The sequence below is a fragment of the Deltaproteobacteria bacterium genome, from assembly GCA_016208165.1.
Lineage (GTDB): Bacteria > Desulfobacterota > Desulfarculia > JACQYL01 > JACQYL01 > JACQYL01.
On sequence record JACQYL010000107.1, the window covers coordinates 1 to 19445 of the forward strand.

Here is a 19445-nt window from a genome sequence, read left to right on the forward strand (position 1 = left end):
AAGAGAATTATGGAAGTGGGGGCGCGGGGACATGGCATGCCGCGCGCCCCTACGATCCGGGCATGAACCTCCGATTTGTACCTTATTTGCCTGCTTTTAATGCAACTTCCACAGCCTACCTGGTTGTAAAACCGATGTATCCAATGCTACCATGGGTCCAACACTCAACTCGGACCGTGTCGAAACGTTGATTTAATGAGCTTGCTCGGCCTGACGTAAACAGGCAAGGACTGATTCTATTGGCGACCCGAAGCAAAACACCCACTCGAAATACGACAAGGAAGAAGACTTCAGGTCCGGCAAAAGCTGCACGAAAACGAAAAAGCACGAAAAGGCCTTCGAAAAATGGGTTTCCCTGGACCTGGTTCACGTATCTCGGTCTTTTTTCGCTCATGTTGATCTGCTTCGGCGTCGGCTTCTGGGTGCGTCCTTACGTGGAGAAGTGGTCCAGGACGGAGGAAAAGGCGCCCCCAAAGAAGCCTTCGTCTCATATATCGAGAAAGAGTATTCCGACACCAAGTCCCTCCCTCCCTCCCATAAAGGTGGAGAAAGAGACGGAAATAGAGGTAACGCCCCAAGAAAATACGGTACAAGTACCTGAAACTAAACAGCATTTTAAGAAGATCTGCATCATCCTGGACGACTTCGGGTTTAACCTGACTTCGGAAGTCCGTGAAATCCTCGAGCTGGACCCCGGCATAACCGTCGCCATCTTGCCGGATCGCCCCTTCTCGAGAGAAGTCATGGAACTGGCCGGATCCCTGGGCCACGAAATCCTTATTCATGCCCCGTTCGAAGGGCGCGCGGGGAGCACGGAAAAACAGTACATTCACAAAGGGGATACGTCCGAACGGATTCACGCGCTGCTGGAACAATGGCATGATTCTTTGCCCCGGGCCGTCGGAATCAACAATCATCAAGGTTCCGCGGCAACGGCGGATGCCGCAACCATGGATTCGGTCATGACGTTTCTGAAACGACGCAATCTGCTTTTTGTGGATAGCTGGACAGCGAAGGACACGGTAGGATTCCGGATGGCCAAGTTGTCGGGAGTCCCTTATGGGGCTCGAATTGTGCCTTTTCTGGACAACGACGGCACCCGGGAAGAAGTGCACGCGAATTTGGAGCAACTGTTGGAAAAAACCGGGAATTTCACAGTACCCATAGCCATCGGCCATGTAACAAAGAAAGCTACGAGAGAGGTCCTGATGGAAGTGGTGCCACGGCTCGAATCCATGGGATACAAGTTGGCGCCGATCACTGAAGCCGTTCGTCAGCCTTCGTGAGGACCCTGAAATGCGAGTGGGGTGAACCTGAAGATGTTTGGTGTGTATCCGCAACGTACCGCGTCCGACTTCTCGCTTAGGGTTGAATCCGCCAAGGATGGTCTCTACCTGATGATGCAGGGGCGGCTCGATAGGGAAAACGCGGAAGTATCCCTGCAAGCCCTGATGGATCAGATCGATGTTCATCGGGTCCAAGCCGTGCACGCGGATCTGTCGGGCGTAACGTACCTGGACGGCGCCGGCATCTCGGTCCTGGTGGCGGCTGAGCGGCAAGCCAAAGCCAAGGGCGCTACCTTTTCCATACAAAACGCTTCCCTTCAAATCAGTGGGTTCCTGGGTCTGGTCGACAGGGAAAACTTGGAAGACTGTCCCGTCTGTGGAAGAAGACGCAGCGCGGGCCTGATAGAACGGCTCGGCGGCTCAACCATCCGAATCGTTCGAGACGTCCTGTTTCAGATTACCTTTGTCGGTGAATTGGCTTTTGCGCTTCTGCATTCCATGCGTCACCCCGGAAAAGTGCGATGGGGCGACACGGTCGGCAACATGGAACGGGTCGGAGTGGACGCACTTCCCATCGTGGGGCTTATAAGCCTCCTGGTGGGGCTGGTCATGGGATTCCAGGGGGCCGTATCCCTGCAGACATACGGTGTGGGGATCCTGCTGTCCAAGCTCATAAGCTTGGTTATGGTGCAGGAAATGGGACCCTTGATCACCGCTATCATCGTTGCGGGTCGTTCGGGGTCGGCCTTTGCGTCCGAGATCGGCACCATGAAAGTATCGGAAGAGCTGGACGCATTGACCACCATGGGACTGGCGCCCACACGGTTTGTCGCTGTTCCCAAGTTGCTGGCCATGATCGTTGTAATGCCCTTCCTGACCCTTTTTTCGGATATCGTGGGCGTTATAGGAGGTATGATCGTGGGCGTGGCCATGTTGAATGTGTCCTACGCGGGGTACATGAACGAGACCCTTTCTTCCCTCGATTTGTGGTACCTGATTCACGGCGGCATCAAGAGCATGATCTTCGCCGTTCTGATCGCGGGTTCGGGTTGCCTTCGAGGATTTCAGACCGAGGGGGGGGCGGAGGGCGTGGGGCGGCAGACAACTTCCGCCGTGGTGACGGGCATCTTCCTGGTGGTGCTGGCCAACGCCTTGTATCGCATCGGACTTCAGGCATGGAATTGACGACGGACGCAGCACCTCCGGTGATTCGCGTGAAAGGGCTCGAGGCGCGCTACGGTGAAAACGTCATCTTCCGTGACGTCGGTTTCGACGTCCGCCGGGGGGAGATATTCGGCATACTCGGCGGGAGCGGTTGCGGTAAGAGTACGCTAATGAAACTCCTTATAGGACTGCGGAGCCCGTATGCGGGCAAAGTGTTTATCGAAGGTGAGGAGTTTGTGGCGGAGGACCAGAAGGTTTTCGAGCGGCTGACGCGGAAAATGGGCGTGCTGTATCAATCCGGAGCTCTTTTAAGCTCGATGAGCGTGGCCGAGAACGTGGCGCTTCCCATTCAGGAAAACACGCATCTACCCGCCGAAATCGTGCATACCATGGTGCATCTGAACCTCCAACTCGTCCATCTTAGCGGGTATCAGGACTATCTTCCCGGCGAACTTAGTGGGGGTATGAAGAAGAGGACCGCGTTGGCCCGCGCCATGGCCTTGAATCCGGCTTTGCTGTTTTTCGACGAGCCTTCGGCCGGTCTGGATCCCATCACAGCCGCCGAGATGGATCAGCTGATCGTGACCCTGAATCAAAGTCTCGAGACGACCATGGTGATCGTCACCCATGATCTGGCCAGCATTTTCAATATCATTGATCGGGCCATCGTGTTGGATAAAGAATCGAAAACCGTGGTGGCGTCCGGTAATCCAAAGGAACTCAGAGACGCGAGCGAGAACGAACGGGTTCGGCGCTTCTTTCAGAGGGAAGTGTGACGTTCCGCGCCGGCCTGATGAATCCGTGCAACGCAACGCTGCGATGCTTGTGGACGCCGTCCATCCGACCAGATCGCAGGCTCTTGGAGAGCCCCATCGTTTCAGCTTCTGCATTGAGGCGATGAAAGCAGGCATGCCCGCTTTCGCAAAGTGGGCGAGAACAGTAACGGGATAGGTGTTATGCTAACCAAAGCGAGTTCATTTCGGGTCGGCCTGTTTCTGCTATCGGGTATTGGGATCGGTCTGGCGGCGGTCATCTGGTTGGGCACTTCCCAGTTGTTCGAGAAAACCATGACGTACGCCACGTACTTTGACGAATCCGTGAGCGGCCTCAGCGTGGATTCCTCCGTTAAGTACAGAGGAGTTGACGTGGGACGGGTAAAGAGCATCGAGGTGGCGCCGGACGGCAGACTCATCGAGGTGCTGATTCAGATCGATTCGATGATACGCATAACGTCGGATGTCCGCGCTCAGTTGAAAGAGGCGGGTATTACAGGGATCCGCTATATCGAACTGGCGCGCATCGAGACGCCGGAGGCGGAAAAGTACACCCTGAATCTCCCGTTTCCAACACCCGCACCGGTCATTCCTTCGCGTCCTTCCGCGTTGGGGCAGCTTTTCAAGGATATCGACAAGGTTTTCACCAGGTTCAGTGAATTGGATCTTGAGAGCCTGGTGATTGGCATCAAGGATGTAGTGAACAATGCGAACGATCTACTTTCAAACCCCGATTTGCAGGACGTCATCGCCAAATTGAGATCCATGGCCACGGATCTCGCGACTACGGCGGCTGAGCTCAAAGCGTTGTCCCAAAACCCTCATCTGTCCGGCACTCTGGAAAATGCCGATGCGCTCCTGGCGCAAGCGCGCAGCCTGACTCTCGAATTTGAAAAAAGCGTAGACGCGTTGAATTTGGAAACCCGTCTAGGCCGTCTTATGGACAAACTGGATACGATGTCGGATGCCGGCGCGCGACTCCTAACGGGCTTAGACCAAAAAAGCAGGCTCCTCGAACGGAAACTGGATCGAATTGCCGGCGAGATGGACTCCATGTTTCAGAATCTGAACGAGTTTTCCGAGCGGTTGAAGGATCGGCCTTCCGAACTCCTGTTCAGCGACCCTCCTCCTGAACGAAGATGGTAGGGGTATTGCCATGAAGTTTACAAGGTATGCAACCTGTCTGATGGCTGTTATGTTCATGTCGGCATGCGCATCCTACACGCCGGTTCGAGAGAAGACCTCGTATTATGTGTTGGAGTATCCGCCTCCGATAACGAAATCGTTGGATACCCTGGACGTGGCTGTAAAGGTATCTCGCTTCAATATCGCGGCCCTATACAACAGCCTGCCCATGGTATATCGGGCGGATGCCTTCGAACGAAACACGTATGCATACCACCTGTGGCGGGAGCCACCCACGGATATGGTGAGGGATCTTCTGATTCGCGACCTCCGCGCGTCCGGGGCCTTTCGATTGGTGCTGCGTTCCGACACCGATGCGGAAGCCCGTTTCCGATTGGAGGGGGACATCGAGGAATTCTATGAGCTGGATCAGAAAGAAACATGGTCGGCCGTATTCACGGCGGTGATGACTCTTTTGGACGAGGAAGCGCAGGACGTGACGCGCCTCGTCTTGTTCCAGAGGTCGTACACGGAGCAACAAATCTGCGCGGAAAAAAGACCCAAGGCCGTGGTTCTGGCCATGAGCCAGGCGGTGCAGGCATTCTCCGCGGCGTTCATTCCGGAGTTGCACGCAGCGGTGAAACGTCGATTGGCCGAGGATTCGTCGGATCGACATGTATCCAAAGTTCCTGGAAACCCGCGATGAACCTGATATTGACAAGCATGGAAACCGCAGGTACAAGAGGCTTGAGGTTGCATCCGGACAGCCCATCCAAGTGAAAAAGAAAGGTCAGCTATGAAGTGTCCTGATTGCGGAAACGAACTACCCCACGTCGTATGCCCCAAATGCAACGCCCATTCCCCCATAGGGAGTAAGTTCTGTTGCCGGTGCGGCGAGCCGATCCCCGAGGAGCAGAAAGAAGAAATCCAGGAAGAAGATTTCTCGAGTCGAAAGCTTTGCAGTGACGGGACGTGCATAGGCGTGATCGGTAAGAACGGCAAATGCCTGGTCTGCGGCAAACCCTACACCGGGGACCCCGTCTGAGTGACGCGGCACGGGAAGAACGTGGTTTTGAATCGGGGATGCATGTCACCGGTTCCACGATTTGAAGACGCCAAGGGGCTTTCTCAGCACCTTTTCCTCGCGTCGTGGAGGACAATCGACACATGTATGAGTTGAAAATCGTAGATTCGTTCGCTGCCGCTCATAGTCTCAGGAACTTCCGTGGCAAGTGCGAGTCGCTGCACGGTCACAACTGGAAGATCGAGGTTTGGGTTCGATCCGAGCGTCTCGATGAGGCCGGACTGGTATTGGATTTCAAGGTGGTGAAGAACGCAACCCAGGAGGTTTTGGACCGGTTGGATCACAAGTATCTGAACGAGCTGGTGCCTTTTGAAATAGAGAATCCCTCCTCGGAACGGATAGCCGAGTATATCTACAAACAGCTTTCGGAGAAGTTGAACAGGGAGGGTGTGAAGGTTCACAAAGTATCCGCATGGGAGTCGGAGGATGCCCGGGCCGCCTATTTTGAAGAGGGGACGGCATGAGCGTGGGCTGTAAACCCGACGTCTTACATCGTACCTGAAGTACCGCCTTCTATGTTCCACCCAGGAATTTGAATCATTCCCTCAAGAAATCGGAGAAAGATCATGCAGTCATTTAAAATACAAGGGGCTCGCAGGATGGTGTTCGGTGCGGGCGCGATTTCCACGCTTCCTGAAGAGATTGAGAAGTTCGGAGCAAAGAAAGTGCTTGTGGTCATGGATCAGGGACTGTGTCGCTTGGAGTTTCCGGATCGAGTCATGGCTCCGTTGAAGGCGAACGGCATCGAAGCCGTTCTGTTCGGCGATCTTGAGCCGGAACCGTCTCCGAATTCAGCGGATGCGGGTGCAGCCGTGGCCATGGAACTGGGCGCGGATCTGGTGGTAGGTGTGGGCGGCGGCAGCTCCATGGACGTGGCCAAAGCCGTAGCCATGCTGGCCAAGAATCCCGGTCAGGCGAGGGATTACATCGGTCTGGGACTGGTTAAACGACCCGGCCTGCCGACCATCATGGTTCCCACCACAGCCGGAACAGGCAGCGAAGTAACCTTCACGGCCGTGTTCACCATGCGGGAATCGAAAAGCAAGGGCGGCATCAATGATGAAAAGCTCTACCCTCATCTTGCTTTGCTGGATCCCGAACTGACGTTGGGTTGTCCTTCAAATGTGACGGCCTTCACCGGGATGGACGCACTGACCCATGCAATTGAATCCTATACTTCCTTGAACGCCAATCCGGTGAGCGATATCTATGCGCTCGAGGCCATCCGCTTGATCGGGGCCAATCTACGCGAGGCCGTATTCCATGGCGACGATCTGGAGGCGAGAACGAACATGCTGTTGGGAAGCTACCTGGCGGGTCTCGGTCTGGCCAATGCGGGCGTGGGGGCTGTTCACGCGCTGGCCTATCCCCTGGGTGCACTGTTCGGCATCAACCACGGAACCGCCAATGCCGTGTTGCTGCCTTATGTGATGGAGTTTAATGTTCCGGCTTCCGTGGATCGGTTTTCGGATGTGGCGTGGGCCCTGGGCGAGCCCTGCGCCGATCTGTCCCAAAGGGATGCGGCTGCTGCGGCGGTGGAAGCGGTTTTGGCCCTGTCGGAAGACATCGGCATTCCCGAAGGATTGACGGATCTGGACATCCCGGAAGACGCTATCGAGGAATTGGCCGTCGGGGCAATGAAAGTGGCCCGGCCCATCGCCAATAATCCCCGTCTGGTGCTTTTCGAGGACGCCGTCGAGATCTACAAGAACGCGTATTAGGAGGTGGGTATGCCCGGGTTCGAGCTATTGGGAGAAGAGGAAAAACAGCAAATTCTGGATGTGTTGTCCCGTGGTGTTCTTTTTCGCTACGAATTCGACCGGGAGCGCGGAGGTGTTTACAAGACGGCCGAGTTCGAGGACGCCTTTGCAGAGCGGACCGGAGCCAAATACGCTCTGGCGGTTTCCTCGGGTACGGCAGCGCTGAAAGTGGCTCTGGCGGCGCTGGGCATCGGTCCCGGCGATGAAGTGATCACGCAGGGATTCACTTTTGTGGCCACCTGGGAAGCCATTCTGGACTGCGGCGCCGTACCTGTGTTCGCAGAAATCGATGATACCTTGTGCATGGATCCGGAGGATCTGAAGAAGAAGATCACGTCCAGGACAAAAGCGATCATACCGGTGCACATGCTGGGCGGCATGGCCGATATAATCCCTATCATGAAGGTTGCCGGAGAGGCCGGAATACCCGTCATTGAAGATACGGCCCAGGCGTGCGGGGGAACTTTGAACGGTAAGGCATTGGGGACCTTTGGCGCTTTCGGCACCTTTTCCTTCGATTCGGTAAAAACCATTACCACCGGGGAAGGTGGGATGATCATCACGGACGACGAAGCGGTTTACGTCAACGCGTGTGAGTATCACGACCACGGTCACGACCATGATCCGACCGTGGGCCGAGGGCTCGAAAAGCGCCGGTTCTTCGGGATGAACTACCGGATGATGGAGCTTCAGGGGGCCATGGGACTGGCTCAGTTGGCCAAACTGGATGAAATCCTCAGGAGACAACGGGCCAACAAGGCGGCCTTGCGTCAAGCGCTGGAGACGGCGCCGGGTGTCGCTTTTCGGCGCTTACCGGACCCCTCGGGTGACACGGCCACGTTTCTGAGCTTTTCGCTCCCTTCGGACGAACAGGCCAGAACATTCAATACGGCCATGGCGGAGAACAATGCAGGCTGCATTTACTTCTTCGAGAACAGTTGGCACTTCTACCGCAAGTGGGAACATCTCATCGGGAAAAAAACCGTCATCCAATCGGGCTGGCCGTTCATCGGAGCCCACGGCAGCGAGCGCCTCGGGTATCCCCCGGACGCGCTGCCAAAGTCCAATGCGATTATGAGCCGGACCTTGGTGATTCCCATCAGCAACTTCATGGACGGGGAAATCGCAAAGATAACAAAGGCGGTCAAGCAAGCGTCGAAAGTGCTCTAAAGTGGATTGAGGTTGTTGGGTTTCAACGCGGCTTTCAATCTTTGTCAGGTTGGGTTCGTCAACAACATGCAGGCGGTCGTTATCATACCGGCCCGATATGGGTCCACTCGATTTGAGGGAAAGGCCCTGGCTTCCATAGCAGGGAAGCCCATGATTCAGCACGTGTACGAGCGGGCTTGCCGCAGTGCTACGGCCCGGCGCGTGTGCCTGGCCACGGACGACGAACGGATCATGGAAGCCGCCCGCAAGTTCGGAGGAGAGGCCGTCCTCACATCGGCGCGTCAACGATCCGGCACGGACCGGGTGGCCGAAGCGGCGGACCTTCTGGGCTTGGATGACCACGAACTCGTGGTGAACATCCAGGGAGACCAACCCCTATTCGAGCCGATACAGATCGACCAGGTGCTCGGGCCGCTGGCTGAAGACCCGGACCTTCCCATGTCTACGCTCATTCACAGGATCACAAATCCTGCGGAGATCGATGACCCGAACATTGTAAAGACCGTGTTTGACCGGGCGGGCAGTGCGCTGTACTTTTCCAGGGCCACCATTCCCCATCGCCGGGATTCGGCGGGAACCGTGGATTATTACAAACATCATGGCATTTATGGGTACAGGCGTCATTTCCTGCGCACCTTCAGCCAATGGCCGACCTCCACCCTGGAGGAAATCGAGAAGCTCGAGCAACTCAGGGCCCTCGATCATGGAGCCGTCATCCGGATCGTCATCTCGCATCTGGATTCGCTTGAAGTGGACACTCCCGCCGACGCACGCAAAGTCGAGCGTATCCTGAACGGGCGGTAAATTCCGGAGGCCGGGTCCGGGAGGTTTTTTCAGTACCTGTTCACAGGGTGGTAAGAAGCCCTTGCCTGTCGAGGAACAATGTTGGCTGTAATAAAAGAAGGGCATTTCCGGTTCGTTTCACCGGCCTCGGCTTTAGGGCTCGATCAATGATGGAGGGGTGGCCCGGACAACTTGTTGTCCGGGTCCGAAGGACAGGAGGTGGCTGTACGTCCTGAATCGCAGGGCTGTGTGACGACATACGCCGGGTGCGACCTCTTGTTGCTGCGCAACGTGGACAACGAGTTGTCCACGCCACCCCTCCGTTACACCCATTTGAGACAATTACAAATGCATCCCAAAAGGATTCTCCTGATACCCCGTGAACGCAACCCCTTTTCAAAACGCGGGGCCGAAGTACGTATTATGGTCCCTGTTCACTGGGTGTAGGCGTTCAGAGTAACCCTGGGATGCAGTCCGCACGTTTTTCGGATTTGTCCCTTTGTGCGCCCCCCGTCCGGCATTTCTCACCGCCTCTCCGCCGATAGGCGGTGAGGCCTGCTTGAAGGGTTTTGAAAGGAGGGTTCGGGAGGGAAACTTTTTCAAAAGTTTCTCTCCCGTGGATACTTACACGTTATGTACTCTTGCGAAAACTGCGGATATCGCGCGCCCAAATGGCTGGGCAAATGCCCCGGCTGCGAGTCTTTCCAGACCTTTGTAGAAGACACGGAAAAGGTCGAATCTTCCTCTTCCAACACGCCTTTTAACCTGCCCCTGCAAGTTCTCAGCGAAGTAACCATTGACAGCGAAAACCGGCTCACCTGTGGAATCAGCGAACTGGACCGGGTCCTGGGAGGCGGCCTTGTACCGGGATCGACGATTCTGGTGGGCGGCGACCCCGGCATCGGGAAATCGACGCTCATGTTGCAGACCTTGGCCCAATTTCAAAAGCAGGGCCTCAAGACGCTGTACGTTTCCGGAGAAGAATCGGTGCAGCAGATCAAAATGCGCAGCGTACGCCTGAAGTTCGACACGCTGCCCATATTGGTGCTCACCGAAACGTATCAGAAGCGGATTCGCGCCCTGGTGGACGAGCATCGCCCCAACGTGGTGGTGATCGATTCCATCCAAACCATGTACGCCGAAGGCAACAACTCCGCCCCGGGCAGTTTGAGCCAGGTTCGGGACGTGTCCTCGAGGTTTGTTTCCCTCTCGAAACAGACGGGCATCCCAGTGTTCCTTGTGGGCCATGTGACCAAAGAGGGCGCCATCGCCGGGCCCCGCGTGCTCGAACATATGGTGGACACGGTCCTGTATTTTGAAGGGGATCGGGGCCACGCGTTGCGTATACTGCGAGCCGTCAAGAACCGGTTCGGATCGACCAACGAGATCGGCGTTTTCGAGATGAAAGATTCCGGTCTCGCGGAAGTTTCGAATCCCTCTCAGTTGTTTCTGGCCGAGCGTCCGCTCAATGTGCCCGGAAGCGTGGTGGTTCCCTGCATGGGCGGAACACGACCCATTCTGCTGGAATTGCAGGCTCTGGTCACACCCAGTCCGCTGGGCGTGCCCCGTCGGGTCACCATCGGTGTGGATTCGGCCCGCGTGTCTCTGCTCGTGGCGGTGCTCGAGAGAAAAGCCGGATTGCAGCTCACGGGCCAGGACCTTTTTCTCAATGTGGCCGGAGGCGTCAAGGCGGACGAGCCGGCCTTGGATCTGGGGCTGGCGGGCGCTATTGCTTCGAGCTGCCTCGAACGTCCCATTTCCCCGGACACCGTCATGCTGGGTGAGATCGGGCTGAGCGGGGAGATCCGGGCCGTTTCCCAGACGGACCTTCGGCTGAAAGAGGCGGAAAAGATGGGGTTCCGTCGCTGTTTTCTGCCTGCTTCCAACGGCTCCCGCGCCGGCAAGACAAAGGGTTTGAAGCTCATCGGCGTGGAAACGTTGAGCGAGGCCCTGAAGCACTGGTTCGACTAGAGATAAAAGCTTTTCACGTTATGTTCCGGGGGGAGGGATCGATGACTAGAAAGAACATCAGGCGTCTCCGCCCTGGCGCCGAAGTCCTGTTGCTCGCGCTCTGTCTTTTTCTCTGGAATCCTTCCGCCTTTGCCGAAACCTATTACGTGGATGGAACGAGCGGTAACGACGCGTCCGGGAACGGTTCTTCCGGGTCTCCATGGCGAACCATAAAGAAAGGACTTTCCGGATTGGAACCGGGCGACACCCTCGTTGTTCGGGACGGCGTGTACACGGGCGAAGAAAACAACATCAGCGGAGAATTCGGCGGGTACGACGGTATGCCCTCGGGAGAACCCGGAAAGTACATTACCATCGAAGCCGAACACTATCTGGGGGCGGTGATTGACGGGGAGGACACTTATCGGCCCGTGTTCCTGTGGGAGAATGCGGCTTATCTGATCTTTGAAAATCTTCATTTCCGGAACGCGGGACCTCTTAACGGCGGCGCGAACTTCAGGGCGCAGGATTGCCGCCATATCAAGGTGTTGAACTGCGTTTCCGAGGAAGCGTATTTCGGCCACTTCTGGTTTTACAACTCGAAATACTGCCTGGTGGAGGGATGCGCCGCCTGGGGGCGGAGCGCGTACAGCTACGTGTTCGTGGGAGAATACGACGACTATACACGCTCCCAATACAACGTGGTTCGCCGGTGCGTCTCGAGACGGGACGTGCATTACTATCCGGATCATCAGGCCAACCATTACGCTTCGTTTGTGGCCTATTGGGCGGACAACACCTATTTTCAGAATTGCATATCCCTCGATGGGGTTCACGTCGAGGACGAACACAACGTACAGGACGACGACTGGATCGCGGATGCGGTCTTCTTTACCACCAACGGCGCTTCGAACTTCAGCGCGGTGGGGTGCGTGACTGTGAACGAAGGAGGGCAGGCGGCCAGTTTCTCGCCGGGAGACCGGGGGTCCATTGTTTTTCGGAATAACGCCGCCTGGTTCAACGAACATTCGACCTTCGGCGTGCTGGGCTTCGGTGAGCACGCCAACGTGTATGTGGTGAACAACACGATCGGAAACGTTATGGGGACGGGCGACTATCAGGGGGCCGGTGTGGCCGGGGTGGAAGGCTCGTTCACGAGCGTTTTGAATAACCTATTGATGAATAACCGGATCGGGCTGGATCGTGTCACCGGTCCCCATTCCTATAATGTGCTTTACAATGACACGGATTACAACGGGACCGCTCCGGGAACGGGTGACGTGACGAACCTGAACCCGCTCATCGAAGGGCTCACATACCTGATTCGTGTGGAGGACGGATCCGCCCTCGCGAGCGCGGGCCTATCCGGAGCCCAGGTGGGGGCCTGCATCGTGGAACGGCTGGGAGTGTCCGGAACCCTGTATGGTGAAACCGGATGGAACACGCTCACCGGCGAATCGCTGTGGCCCTGGCCCAATGAATCCGCCATCAAAACCAGAATGGCCTCGTACAATCGTCACGGGGTCAACGGCCGGCGGGGTTTCTGCGGACAGGGCACGGGCCGCTACGGCGGTCCTTTGACCCTGACGTCATATGTCTGGGAATACTTAGGAAATCCATGCCCCGCCGAGTACTGCGGAGGAGCCAACGCGCCGGCCAACGGGATCTGGAAAGACCTGAACGAAACCTTCAGCTTTTACCTTCAGAAATACCAAGCCGGTTCGTGCGTGGTCCTGACCATGACCTCCAACACCATCACCGCCTTTCTGGACTCGAACTACAAAGACGGAGTCCAGTGCGACAACGACCTGCTCGGACAGGGCCGGTCCATTACCTTAAACGTATCCGACGGCTCCCAGGGTTCCTTGACGGCGGACCTGCCCGGCGTGTCCGGAACGTATGCGGTGGCCCTCAAATATGAGGATATCTCCGATTCGGGAACATCCATAGCCCAAAACGGCATCTGGTGGGCCGGAACGGACGAGGGCCTCAAGTTCTATCTCCAGAAATACCAGACCGGTTCCGCTGTGGTGGTGGCCCTTGCCGGAGGCGAACTGACCGCCTTCCTGGATGAAGACTACTCGGACGGAATCCAATGCACCAAAGACCTGCTGGACAGGAACTATCTTCTGGAGCTGGACGCCACGGACGGCTCCCAGGGCAGCCTCACAGCGAGCCTGCCCGGTTTCTCGGACACGTCGCAGGTGGATTTGTGCTTTCCGGATGCGGAGTAGAGTTTAAATAATAACGAAATATCGTCCGGGGGACTCCTTTTTTTCAAAAAGCCGTCCCCCGGACCCCCTGCGAAAAATGCTCGACAGACGCCACGCACTGCGTGCGAGGCGTTTTCCCTCTGAAGGATATCCGGTTTTTGAACCAGCGGGAAATGGATAAGCTCGAATAGGGAGGGCAGGTTAGGTTGGGGAACGAAACCCAACAACTATGTGTAGTTATGCTGGATTGGGCTTGCCGGGCTCGCCCTATCGCCTTGTTCCGCGGTGGGCAGGAGGGGAAATGTGAGGCGCCCGGCCGCCGATCCATGGCTTTTCAACATGCTTTTGGTATAATCCCGTTCATGCAACCGAGTACCGGAGTATGGCGCCGTTTGCGTATCATACTCGAGATGATCAAATTCGAGCATACGTTGTTTGCATTACCCCTGGCCTTTGCCGGGGTGCTGCTTGCACACGAGACCTGGCCGAGTATCAGGACGGTGTTGCTGGTTCTGGTGGCCATGGTGGGCGCCAGGAGCGCGGCCATGGCGTTCAATCGGGTTGCGGACGCGACCCTGGACGCGCGCAATCCCCGCACCAGAGACCGCGCCCTACCCACGGGGTTGATTTCCGTCGGCTTGGGACTGGCCTTTATAGCCGGGGCCTCGCTTCTCTACTTCGTATCCGCGTATCTGCTGAATACGCTCTGTTTCGTTTTGTCGTTTCCCGCTCTGGCCATTTTGCTGCTCTACTCGTACACCAAACGGTTTACAACATTGTGTCACTTGTTTCTGGGGCTAGCGCTGGCCCTGGCCCCATTCGGGGGATGGCTCGCGGTGACGGGTCGGTTCGATTGGAAGGCGGCGGCTCTGTCACCCGGCGTCCTCTTTTGGGTCGCCGGATTTGACGTGCTGTACGCCTGCATGGACGTCGAGTTTGACCGCGAGGTGGGGCTGTTTTCCATTCCCGCGACCCTGGGACGGAAGCGGGCGCTTCAACTGTCCAGACTGCTCCATGCGCTGGCCTGGTGCTGCCTTGCCGGGGCGGGCCTAGTATTGGGGTTGGGAGTGCTGTATTTTGTCGGTATCGTTGGGGTTGGCGTTCTCCTGGTATACGAACATCTGCTGGTGAAGCCCCATGATCTGAGCCGAGTGGGTACGGCCTTCTTTACGGTGAACAGCTGGGTGAGCGTGGTCCTGTTCCTTGGGGTCCTGGGGGATAAGGTTTTTTCTTCCTAACCCCCTGGCGTTTTCCGGAGGTAACCGAAATCAGGGCAGGGAAGGACCACGTACTGCGGGCGGTTTTTCAGAGTTGGGCGCGCATGGCGCGCCATTCATAAGAGGGGAGGTCTTCAACGCATACCCCTTTTGGGGTTCATCGGGCGAAGGGGCGCCCGAATAGAAGGGTCCCCTCCTCAACGCCTACCGGATCTTTTCCAACGCTTCCCGCGCGGCCTCTTTCACCTCAACGTCATAGTCTCCGTTCAGCACTTCCCCGATGTTCGAAACCATGTCCCGAGCCCCGAGCTCTCCCAACACATAGAGGATATCGCCCTGAATCTGGGGGTCGGCTTGGGGAAAACGCTCCCAGAGCGGCCGGACGGTCTGAATCGCCACCTCGGGATTCCGTTCGATCAGCTCTTCCATGACAACCATAGCGCCCAGACGCACGGAAAAATGCGGGTGAGTCAAAAGCTCGATAAACGTCGGGAAGAGCGCGCCGGCTTTCAGGATCAGGGCGGCCAATTGGCCGGCGTTTCCTTCTGTCATCATGTTTTCGAGGGAAGACAGGGTCAATCGGGCCGGGTCCCTGTTCAGCAGGACGCTAACCAGTTCCTGCATGTTCAGCGAGCCGGTCCAGCGGAACTCGCCGTCCAGAATAACGGTGGGAACGGATTGGATCTTGTGCTCTTCAGCCATTTCGGGAAACAGAAGTCCGTCGATGATCGCGAGCTGAATACGGGGGCTGCTGAAGGGTAGGGGAAGCAGTTGACGCACCACGGAGGGGCAGAAACGGCATTGCGGCGCCACATACAAGCGCAGGTCCGCTGAAAATGCCATGGCGTCGATCTCATCCTGAAAAGGGAGCGGCCCCGGTGGCGGCTGTCCGTCAAGATAGGTCAAAGCCTGCAAAAAGGGCTCCAGCTCCGCGCCCAGGGGAAGCGCATGGTAGTGCAGGCCGGGGTTGATTCGCATCCGAGGAGCGGTCCTCTCGTCACGACGTTCCTCGAACACCCGAACTTTGGGCGCCGCATCGGTGAGTTCTTCGCAGAATGCCCGAAATAGGGCCGATCGACTGTCGTCCGTAGCCTGCAATTGTATCGAGACCTCTCCCGAGAGACGTGCGTCCAGGTCCCGAAGCCGTTTTTCTTCTTCTGATGTCATGCGTTACTCGTGTCGCCGATACCGCGTTCAAAAATTATTTTCGTGCTAAAGTTTTTCGCCAACGTGACGATATCAAATACAAAGGCAGGTCATCAAGTCTGCAGACGGTTGCCGGCCCTTTTTATAGGATTCAGACGAAACGGGAGCTTTCCAATAAATCGAATGAACGTCACCGCGACGAGCGGGTGTCGACAGCAAGAGCTTCTAGGATGTGCGTGCATCTTTTTGCAGAGGATCTCAATAACGAATCTAAAAATCGAAGAAGAGATTCGCACTGAAAAAAAACGACATTTCCGGAAGCCACAAGATAGACGGCCCTGTTGGAGAGGAAACCTTCAGCACAAACATAAATCAGGCAACCAGAGGCGCGGAAAATAGGCGACATTCGAACCCAACCTTAAACCCCTTAACACGTGTAGCACAGTAACCCTCGTTTAAAACCACACAATACCCGCGGATTGCCTGACGGTCCGCGGGTGTTTTTTTGTACAAGGCCTCCGGGGAGCGGCTTACAAGGACGTTGGGTTGAGCAAGGAAACCGGACAAACGTGGCCTGCGCCGGCTGGTGTTTGCGTTTTCTGAGGAAAGGTTCGGGTCGCGAGTTCAAGTCAAGAACAGCGGATCTCTACTGTCGGGAATCAAACGCCTCTCCCGGGCGCGGGCCAAGAGCACGCGCACGGCCTCCTCACCCTCTTCGCTGAGCGCCATCGTCTCCGCGGTCACATACAATTCGATGTGCCGGCGGGTCACCTCGTCGTCCATTTCTTGTGCGTGTTCTCTGATGAACGCACCGGCCTCCCCGGGATGGGAATGGTAATAGGCCAGACTCTGTCGGATGGCCGCTTCGACGGATCCGGCCAGCGCGGCGCCGTGGGATCTCTTTATTACAATGCCGCCGAGGGGGATGGGAAGCCCGGTTTCTTTTTCCCACCAGTTACCCAAATCCTGGAGAGCGACCAACCCGTAGCCCCCGTAAGTAAACCGGCCCTCATGTATGATCAAGCCGTAGTCGACCGTTCCTTCCGCAACGGCGAGTAGGATGTCGCTGAACAGCATGGGCGTTTCTCGGCAGCGTTCTTTGGAGAACAGATTCAGGAGCAGCTGAGCCGTCGTGTATACCCCGGGGACCGCCACCCGCCCCAGATGCAGTTCGTCCAGACTGCGGCCCGGCCGTGACACGATGAGGGGACCGCAGCCCCTTCCCAAAGCCGCGCCGGATCGCAAAAGGGCATACTGGGGGATCAGATGGCCTACGGCATGAAAGGATACTTTACTCACATCCAGAATGCCTTGGAGGCAACTTCGATTCAGTTCTTCCACATCGCGAATGCGCTCCAGGAAGCGGATCCCCGGCAGCTCGATCCTCTTGCTGACAAGGGCGTAGAACACCGCCGTATCGTTGGGACATCCTGAAAACCCGAGGGAAAGTTCTGATATCCGGGGCATTCGAGACTCCACTAAGTTCGGGTTCAGGTCTGTCATTATGCTTTACCGAGGTGATTGTACGAGACAATGGTTGAGGGCGTCATCCGATTTCAGTAGGATCCAATGAGGCTTAATGCGACCCTTTCGCTTTGTTGCGCCGCCTCCCGGAGCTTCCAGTTCTGTTTGTTTCTGTTCCCGGCTGAATTACTGATGCCCCGCACTTCCAGGAACGGAATGCCGAATCGGAGAGCCACGTGCGCCGCAGCGGCGCCTTCCATGTTTTCGGCCACGGTCCCCTTAAAGCGGAGCGCCATGCGGCGGGCGGCCCAAGCGTCCGCGCTGACCTGGGAAACCGTTAGGAAAGGACCGCTCGAGACATGTGAATCCGGCGAGAGCGTTTGTTGCGCGACGCGAAGCGCTCGGTCCCTCCAATCAGGGTCCACAGGGAAACGGTTGTAATAACAATGTCCATCCTCTTCCAGCAGGGGCAACCCGGTGTGTTGCCAATCCTTCCATTTTCGCCGGGTCCGGATTCCCGTCTCGCCATAGATCTCCTCGGAGGCGACCGCAAGGTCACAGAGATCCAATCCACTTTCGGGATAGGCTCCGGCGCATCCGAGCATCAATATGAGCGCAGGGCGGTGCCTGGTTAAGATGAAAGTCAGTCCCGCAGCGCTGTTCACCATGCCGATCCCTGTCTCGACCACGGCCACGGAACGATGTTCGATGCGGCCCGTTTGTGCGGACCAGGGCCCCGGTTCGCCGGTTACGGAAGACGAAAGGGCGGATCGGACGAGGGACAGCTCCAAAGACGTGGCTCCGAGGATGAGAAAATCGATGCGCATCACTTCCCCAAACCGGACCTCAAAAGCTCAACCAGTTCGTCCGCCCATTGGTTTACAGCGTCCTCAGCCGCGTGAAACACGTCGAGGCCCCCATCCAAATGAGGCACGTTATAAGCCTGGAGAAAGCGATCCAGAATGGCGTCCAGAAAGAAGGCCGTCCTTTTGAGATTCACATCCGGCCGAAGCTCTCCCCGTTTTTGCCCCTCCTCTAACATGGAGTGGAGATATTCAAGGGATAAGGCCCGAACGGCATGGATGAGCTCTCCACGCATAGGTATGGAGCGCTCATGCACAATGCGAAGATACACGTTGAACACCTTAGGATTCTTTCGCACAAACGCCACGCCGGCCAGAAGGGTCTCCCGGATCCGCTCGAATACATCCAGGTCCTCGGTTTCGGAGCGCACACGCTTCAGATAATCCTTCACCGTGAGGATCGCATGTTCGAAAACGAAAAGGAAGAGACCATTCTTGTTTCGAAAATACTGAAATATGGAGCCCTTGGATATGCCGAGGGTGGTCGCGAGCCGATTGACACTGGCCCCTTTAAAGCCGTTATCGGAGAACTCCGATACGGCCGCTTTCATGATGCGCTTCTGTTTACTCGGCTCCAAATTTTGAAAGGTTTTTGAAACAGTGTAAAAAATCTGTGTATTCATTGAAATACTATAACTAAAATAGTTGGAGAAGACAGCCAAAAACCAAGCGAATCGTTTTGATCAGTTCGCTTCCGCAGGATCCGAAACATACGGACTGCGGAGATTCACACAAAGGGGGCATTATGCTGGGACATCGAAAGGGAAGGACGGTCAGGGCAGGCATCATACTGGTATTTATGGGTTTGCTGGCTCAGGCTACACCGGTAATGGCGGATCGTTACTCCATCGAACGGGAGGCGATGGTGCTCAGACAGATCGAGGGCAGAGGCGTCAGCGACCCGAAGGTTTTGCAGGTCATGCGAGAGGTGCCGCGCCACCTGTTCGTTCCGGAAGAGCTGAGGCGGTCGGCCTACCAGGATTATCCGCTCCCCATAGGCTACAACCAGACCATCTCCCAGCCGTACATTGTGGCCCTTATGACGGAAAAGCTGAAACTCGAGGGTCATGAAAAGGTACTGGAAATCGGGACGGGATCGGGATACCAGGCCGCCGTACTTTCCGGACTCTGCAAGCACCTGTTTACGATAGAAATCGTGAAACCACTGGCCGAGCGAGCTCGGGACCTCTTGAAAGGACTGGGCTATGGGAATGTGACGGTTCGATACGGAGACGGGTACAAGGGATGGCCGGAGGAGGCGCCCTTTGACGCCATTATTGTGACGGCCGCACCTCCGGAAGTGCCGCCAAAACTAGTGGAACAGTTGAAGACCGGCGGACGACTGGTGGTCCCGGTTGGGACTCTGATTCAAGAACTGGTATTGATCGAAAAGAAACAGGACGAGGTAGTCGAGAAGAGTTTGCTGCCCGTGCGTTTCGTGCCCATG

General features: G+C 56.5%; 18 protein-coding genes. 14 read left to right on the top strand and 4 right to left on the bottom strand.

The window, feature by feature from the left end; all coding sequences use genetic code 11:
* The first annotated feature begins 239 nt into the window (after positions 1-239).
* The 13 genes from HY788_19465 (at position 240) to HY788_19525 (ending at position 14546) form a co-directional block, all read left to right on the top strand.
* Positions 240-1286 (top strand): divergent polysaccharide deacetylase family protein, encoded by a 1047-nt coding sequence (locus HY788_19465; GenBank protein MBI4776326.1) that lies wholly within the window; start codon positions 240-242, stop codon positions 1284-1286.
* A 42-nt stretch (positions 1287-1328) separates the two neighbouring features.
* Complete coding sequence (locus tag HY788_19470) at positions 1329-2471, top strand: MlaE family lipid ABC transporter permease subunit (protein MBI4776327.1); 1143 nt, start codon at positions 1329-1331, stop codon at positions 2469-2471.
* Entirely contained in the window at positions 2462-3226 is a 765-nt protein-coding gene (locus HY788_19475; protein MBI4776328.1) for an ATP-binding cassette domain-containing protein, read from the top strand. The genes HY788_19470 and HY788_19475 overlap by 10 nt, the downstream gene beginning before the upstream one ends.
* A 180-nt stretch (positions 3227-3406) precedes the next feature.
* Positions 3407-4369, top strand: coding sequence for an MCE family protein (locus HY788_19480; GenBank protein MBI4776329.1), 963 nt, complete (start codon positions 3407-3409; stop codon positions 4367-4369).
* A 10-nt stretch (positions 4370-4379) separates the two neighbouring features.
* Complete coding sequence (locus tag HY788_19485; protein ID MBI4776330.1) at positions 4380-5054, top strand: membrane integrity-associated transporter subunit PqiC; 675 nt, start codon at positions 4380-4382, stop codon at positions 5052-5054.
* A 90-nt stretch (positions 5055-5144) separates the two neighbouring features.
* Entirely contained in the window at positions 5145-5393 is a 249-nt protein-coding gene (locus tag HY788_19490; protein ID MBI4776331.1) for a hypothetical protein, read from the top strand.
* Positions 5394-5515: 122 nt separating this feature from the next.
* Positions 5516-5896, top strand: a complete 381-nt coding sequence (queD, locus tag HY788_19495; protein MBI4776332.1) for a 6-carboxytetrahydropterin synthase QueD — start codon at positions 5516-5518, stop codon at positions 5894-5896.
* Positions 5897-5998: 102 nt separating this feature from the next.
* Complete coding sequence (locus HY788_19500) at positions 5999-7153, top strand: iron-containing alcohol dehydrogenase (GenBank protein ID MBI4776333.1); 1155 nt, start codon at positions 5999-6001, stop codon at positions 7151-7153.
* A gap of 9 nt (positions 7154-7162) precedes the next feature.
* Positions 7163-8362 carry a DegT/DnrJ/EryC1/StrS family aminotransferase gene (locus tag HY788_19505; GenBank protein ID MBI4776334.1) on the top strand — a complete coding sequence of 400 codons (1200 nt, stop codon included), beginning with the start codon at positions 7163-7165 and terminating at the stop codon, positions 8360-8362.
* Positions 8363-8428: 66 nt separating this feature from the next.
* Positions 8429-9166, top strand: coding sequence for a 3-deoxy-manno-octulosonate cytidylyltransferase (gene kdsB / locus HY788_19510; GenBank protein MBI4776335.1), 738 nt, complete (start codon positions 8429-8431; stop codon positions 9164-9166).
* 612 nt (positions 9167-9778) lie between these two features.
* Positions 9779-11116 carry a DNA repair protein RadA gene (gene radA, locus HY788_19515; GenBank protein ID MBI4776336.1) on the top strand — a complete coding sequence of 446 codons (1338 nt, stop codon included), beginning with the start codon at positions 9779-9781 and terminating at the stop codon, positions 11114-11116.
* A gap of 41 nt (positions 11117-11157) precedes the next feature.
* Positions 11158-13329: a hypothetical protein gene (locus HY788_19520; GenBank protein ID MBI4776337.1), complete on the top strand. Its 2172-nt coding sequence runs from the start codon at positions 11158-11160 to the stop codon at positions 13327-13329.
* 341 nt (positions 13330-13670) lie between these two features.
* A complete protein-coding gene (locus HY788_19525; GenBank protein MBI4776338.1) occupies positions 13671-14546 on the top strand; it encodes a UbiA family prenyltransferase in 876 nt (291 codons plus the stop codon).
* A 183-nt stretch (positions 14547-14729) separates the two neighbouring features.
* On the opposite strand, the gene HY788_19530 is transcribed toward HY788_19525, so the two are convergent.
* The 4 genes from HY788_19530 to HY788_19545 form a co-directional block, all read right to left on the bottom strand.
* Complete coding sequence (locus tag HY788_19530; GenBank protein MBI4776339.1) at positions 14730-15692, bottom strand: thioredoxin family protein; 963 nt, start codon at positions 15690-15692, stop codon at positions 14730-14732.
* Between the two features lie 603 nt (positions 15693-16295).
* Positions 16296-17138: a 1,4-dihydroxy-6-naphthoate synthase gene (locus HY788_19535; protein MBI4776340.1), complete on the bottom strand. Its 843-nt coding sequence runs from the start codon at positions 17136-17138 to the stop codon at positions 16296-16298.
* A gap of 89 nt (positions 17139-17227) precedes the next feature.
* A complete protein-coding gene (gene mqnB / locus HY788_19540) occupies positions 17228-17962 on the bottom strand; it encodes a futalosine hydrolase (GenBank protein MBI4776341.1) in 735 nt (244 codons plus the stop codon).
* Positions 17962-18549 (bottom strand): TetR/AcrR family transcriptional regulator, encoded by a 588-nt coding sequence (locus HY788_19545; GenBank protein ID MBI4776342.1) that lies wholly within the window; start codon positions 18547-18549, stop codon positions 17962-17964. The genes mqnB and HY788_19545 overlap by 1 nt, the downstream gene beginning before the upstream one ends.
* A gap of 194 nt (positions 18550-18743) precedes the next feature.
* On the opposite strand from HY788_19545, the gene HY788_19550 reads away from it, so the two are divergent.
* On the top strand, positions 18744-19445 hold a 702-nt coding region (locus tag HY788_19550; protein ID MBI4776343.1), incomplete at its 3' end, for a protein-L-isoaspartate(D-aspartate) O-methyltransferase.

Coding starts and splice junctions, on each gene's coding strand:
- HY788_19475 (MBI4776328.1), top strand. CDS start 2,462: ATGGAATTGACGACGGACGCAGCACCTCCGGTGATTCGCGTGAAAGGG.
- HY788_19505 (MBI4776334.1), top strand. CDS start 7,163: ATGCCCGGGTTCGAGCTATTGGGAGAAGAGGAAAAACAGCAAATTCTG.
- HY788_19500 (MBI4776333.1), top strand. CDS start 5,999: ATGCAGTCATTTAAAATACAAGGGGCTCGCAGGATGGTGTTCGGTGCG.
- mqnB (MBI4776341.1), bottom strand. CDS start 17,962: ATGCGCATCGATTTTCTCATCCTCGGAGCCACGTCTTTGGAGCTGTCC.
- HY788_19525 (MBI4776338.1), top strand. CDS start 13,671: ATGCAACCGAGTACCGGAGTATGGCGCCGTTTGCGTATCATACTCGAG.
- HY788_19535 (MBI4776340.1), bottom strand. CDS start 17,138: ATGCCCCGGATATCAGAACTTTCCCTCGGGTTTTCAGGATGTCCCAAC.
- HY788_19480 (MBI4776329.1), top strand. CDS start 3,407: ATGCTAACCAAAGCGAGTTCATTTCGGGTCGGCCTGTTTCTGCTATCG.
- kdsB (MBI4776335.1), top strand. CDS start 8,429: ATGCAGGCGGTCGTTATCATACCGGCCCGATATGGGTCCACTCGATTT.
- queD (MBI4776332.1), top strand. CDS start 5,516: ATGTATGAGTTGAAAATCGTAGATTCGTTCGCTGCCGCTCATAGTCTC.
- HY788_19545 (MBI4776342.1), bottom strand. CDS start 18,549: ATGAAAGCGGCCGTATCGGAGTTCTCCGATAACGGCTTTAAAGGGGCC.
- HY788_19490 (MBI4776331.1), top strand. CDS start 5,145: ATGAAGTGTCCTGATTGCGGAAACGAACTACCCCACGTCGTATGCCCC.
- HY788_19520 (MBI4776337.1), top strand. CDS start 11,158: ATGACTAGAAAGAACATCAGGCGTCTCCGCCCTGGCGCCGAAGTCCTG.
- HY788_19530 (MBI4776339.1), bottom strand. CDS start 15,692: ATGACATCAGAAGAAGAAAAACGGCTTCGGGACCTGGACGCACGTCTC.
- radA (MBI4776336.1), top strand. CDS start 9,779: ATGTACTCTTGCGAAAACTGCGGATATCGCGCGCCCAAATGGCTGGGC.
- HY788_19485 (MBI4776330.1), top strand. CDS start 4,380: ATGAAGTTTACAAGGTATGCAACCTGTCTGATGGCTGTTATGTTCATG.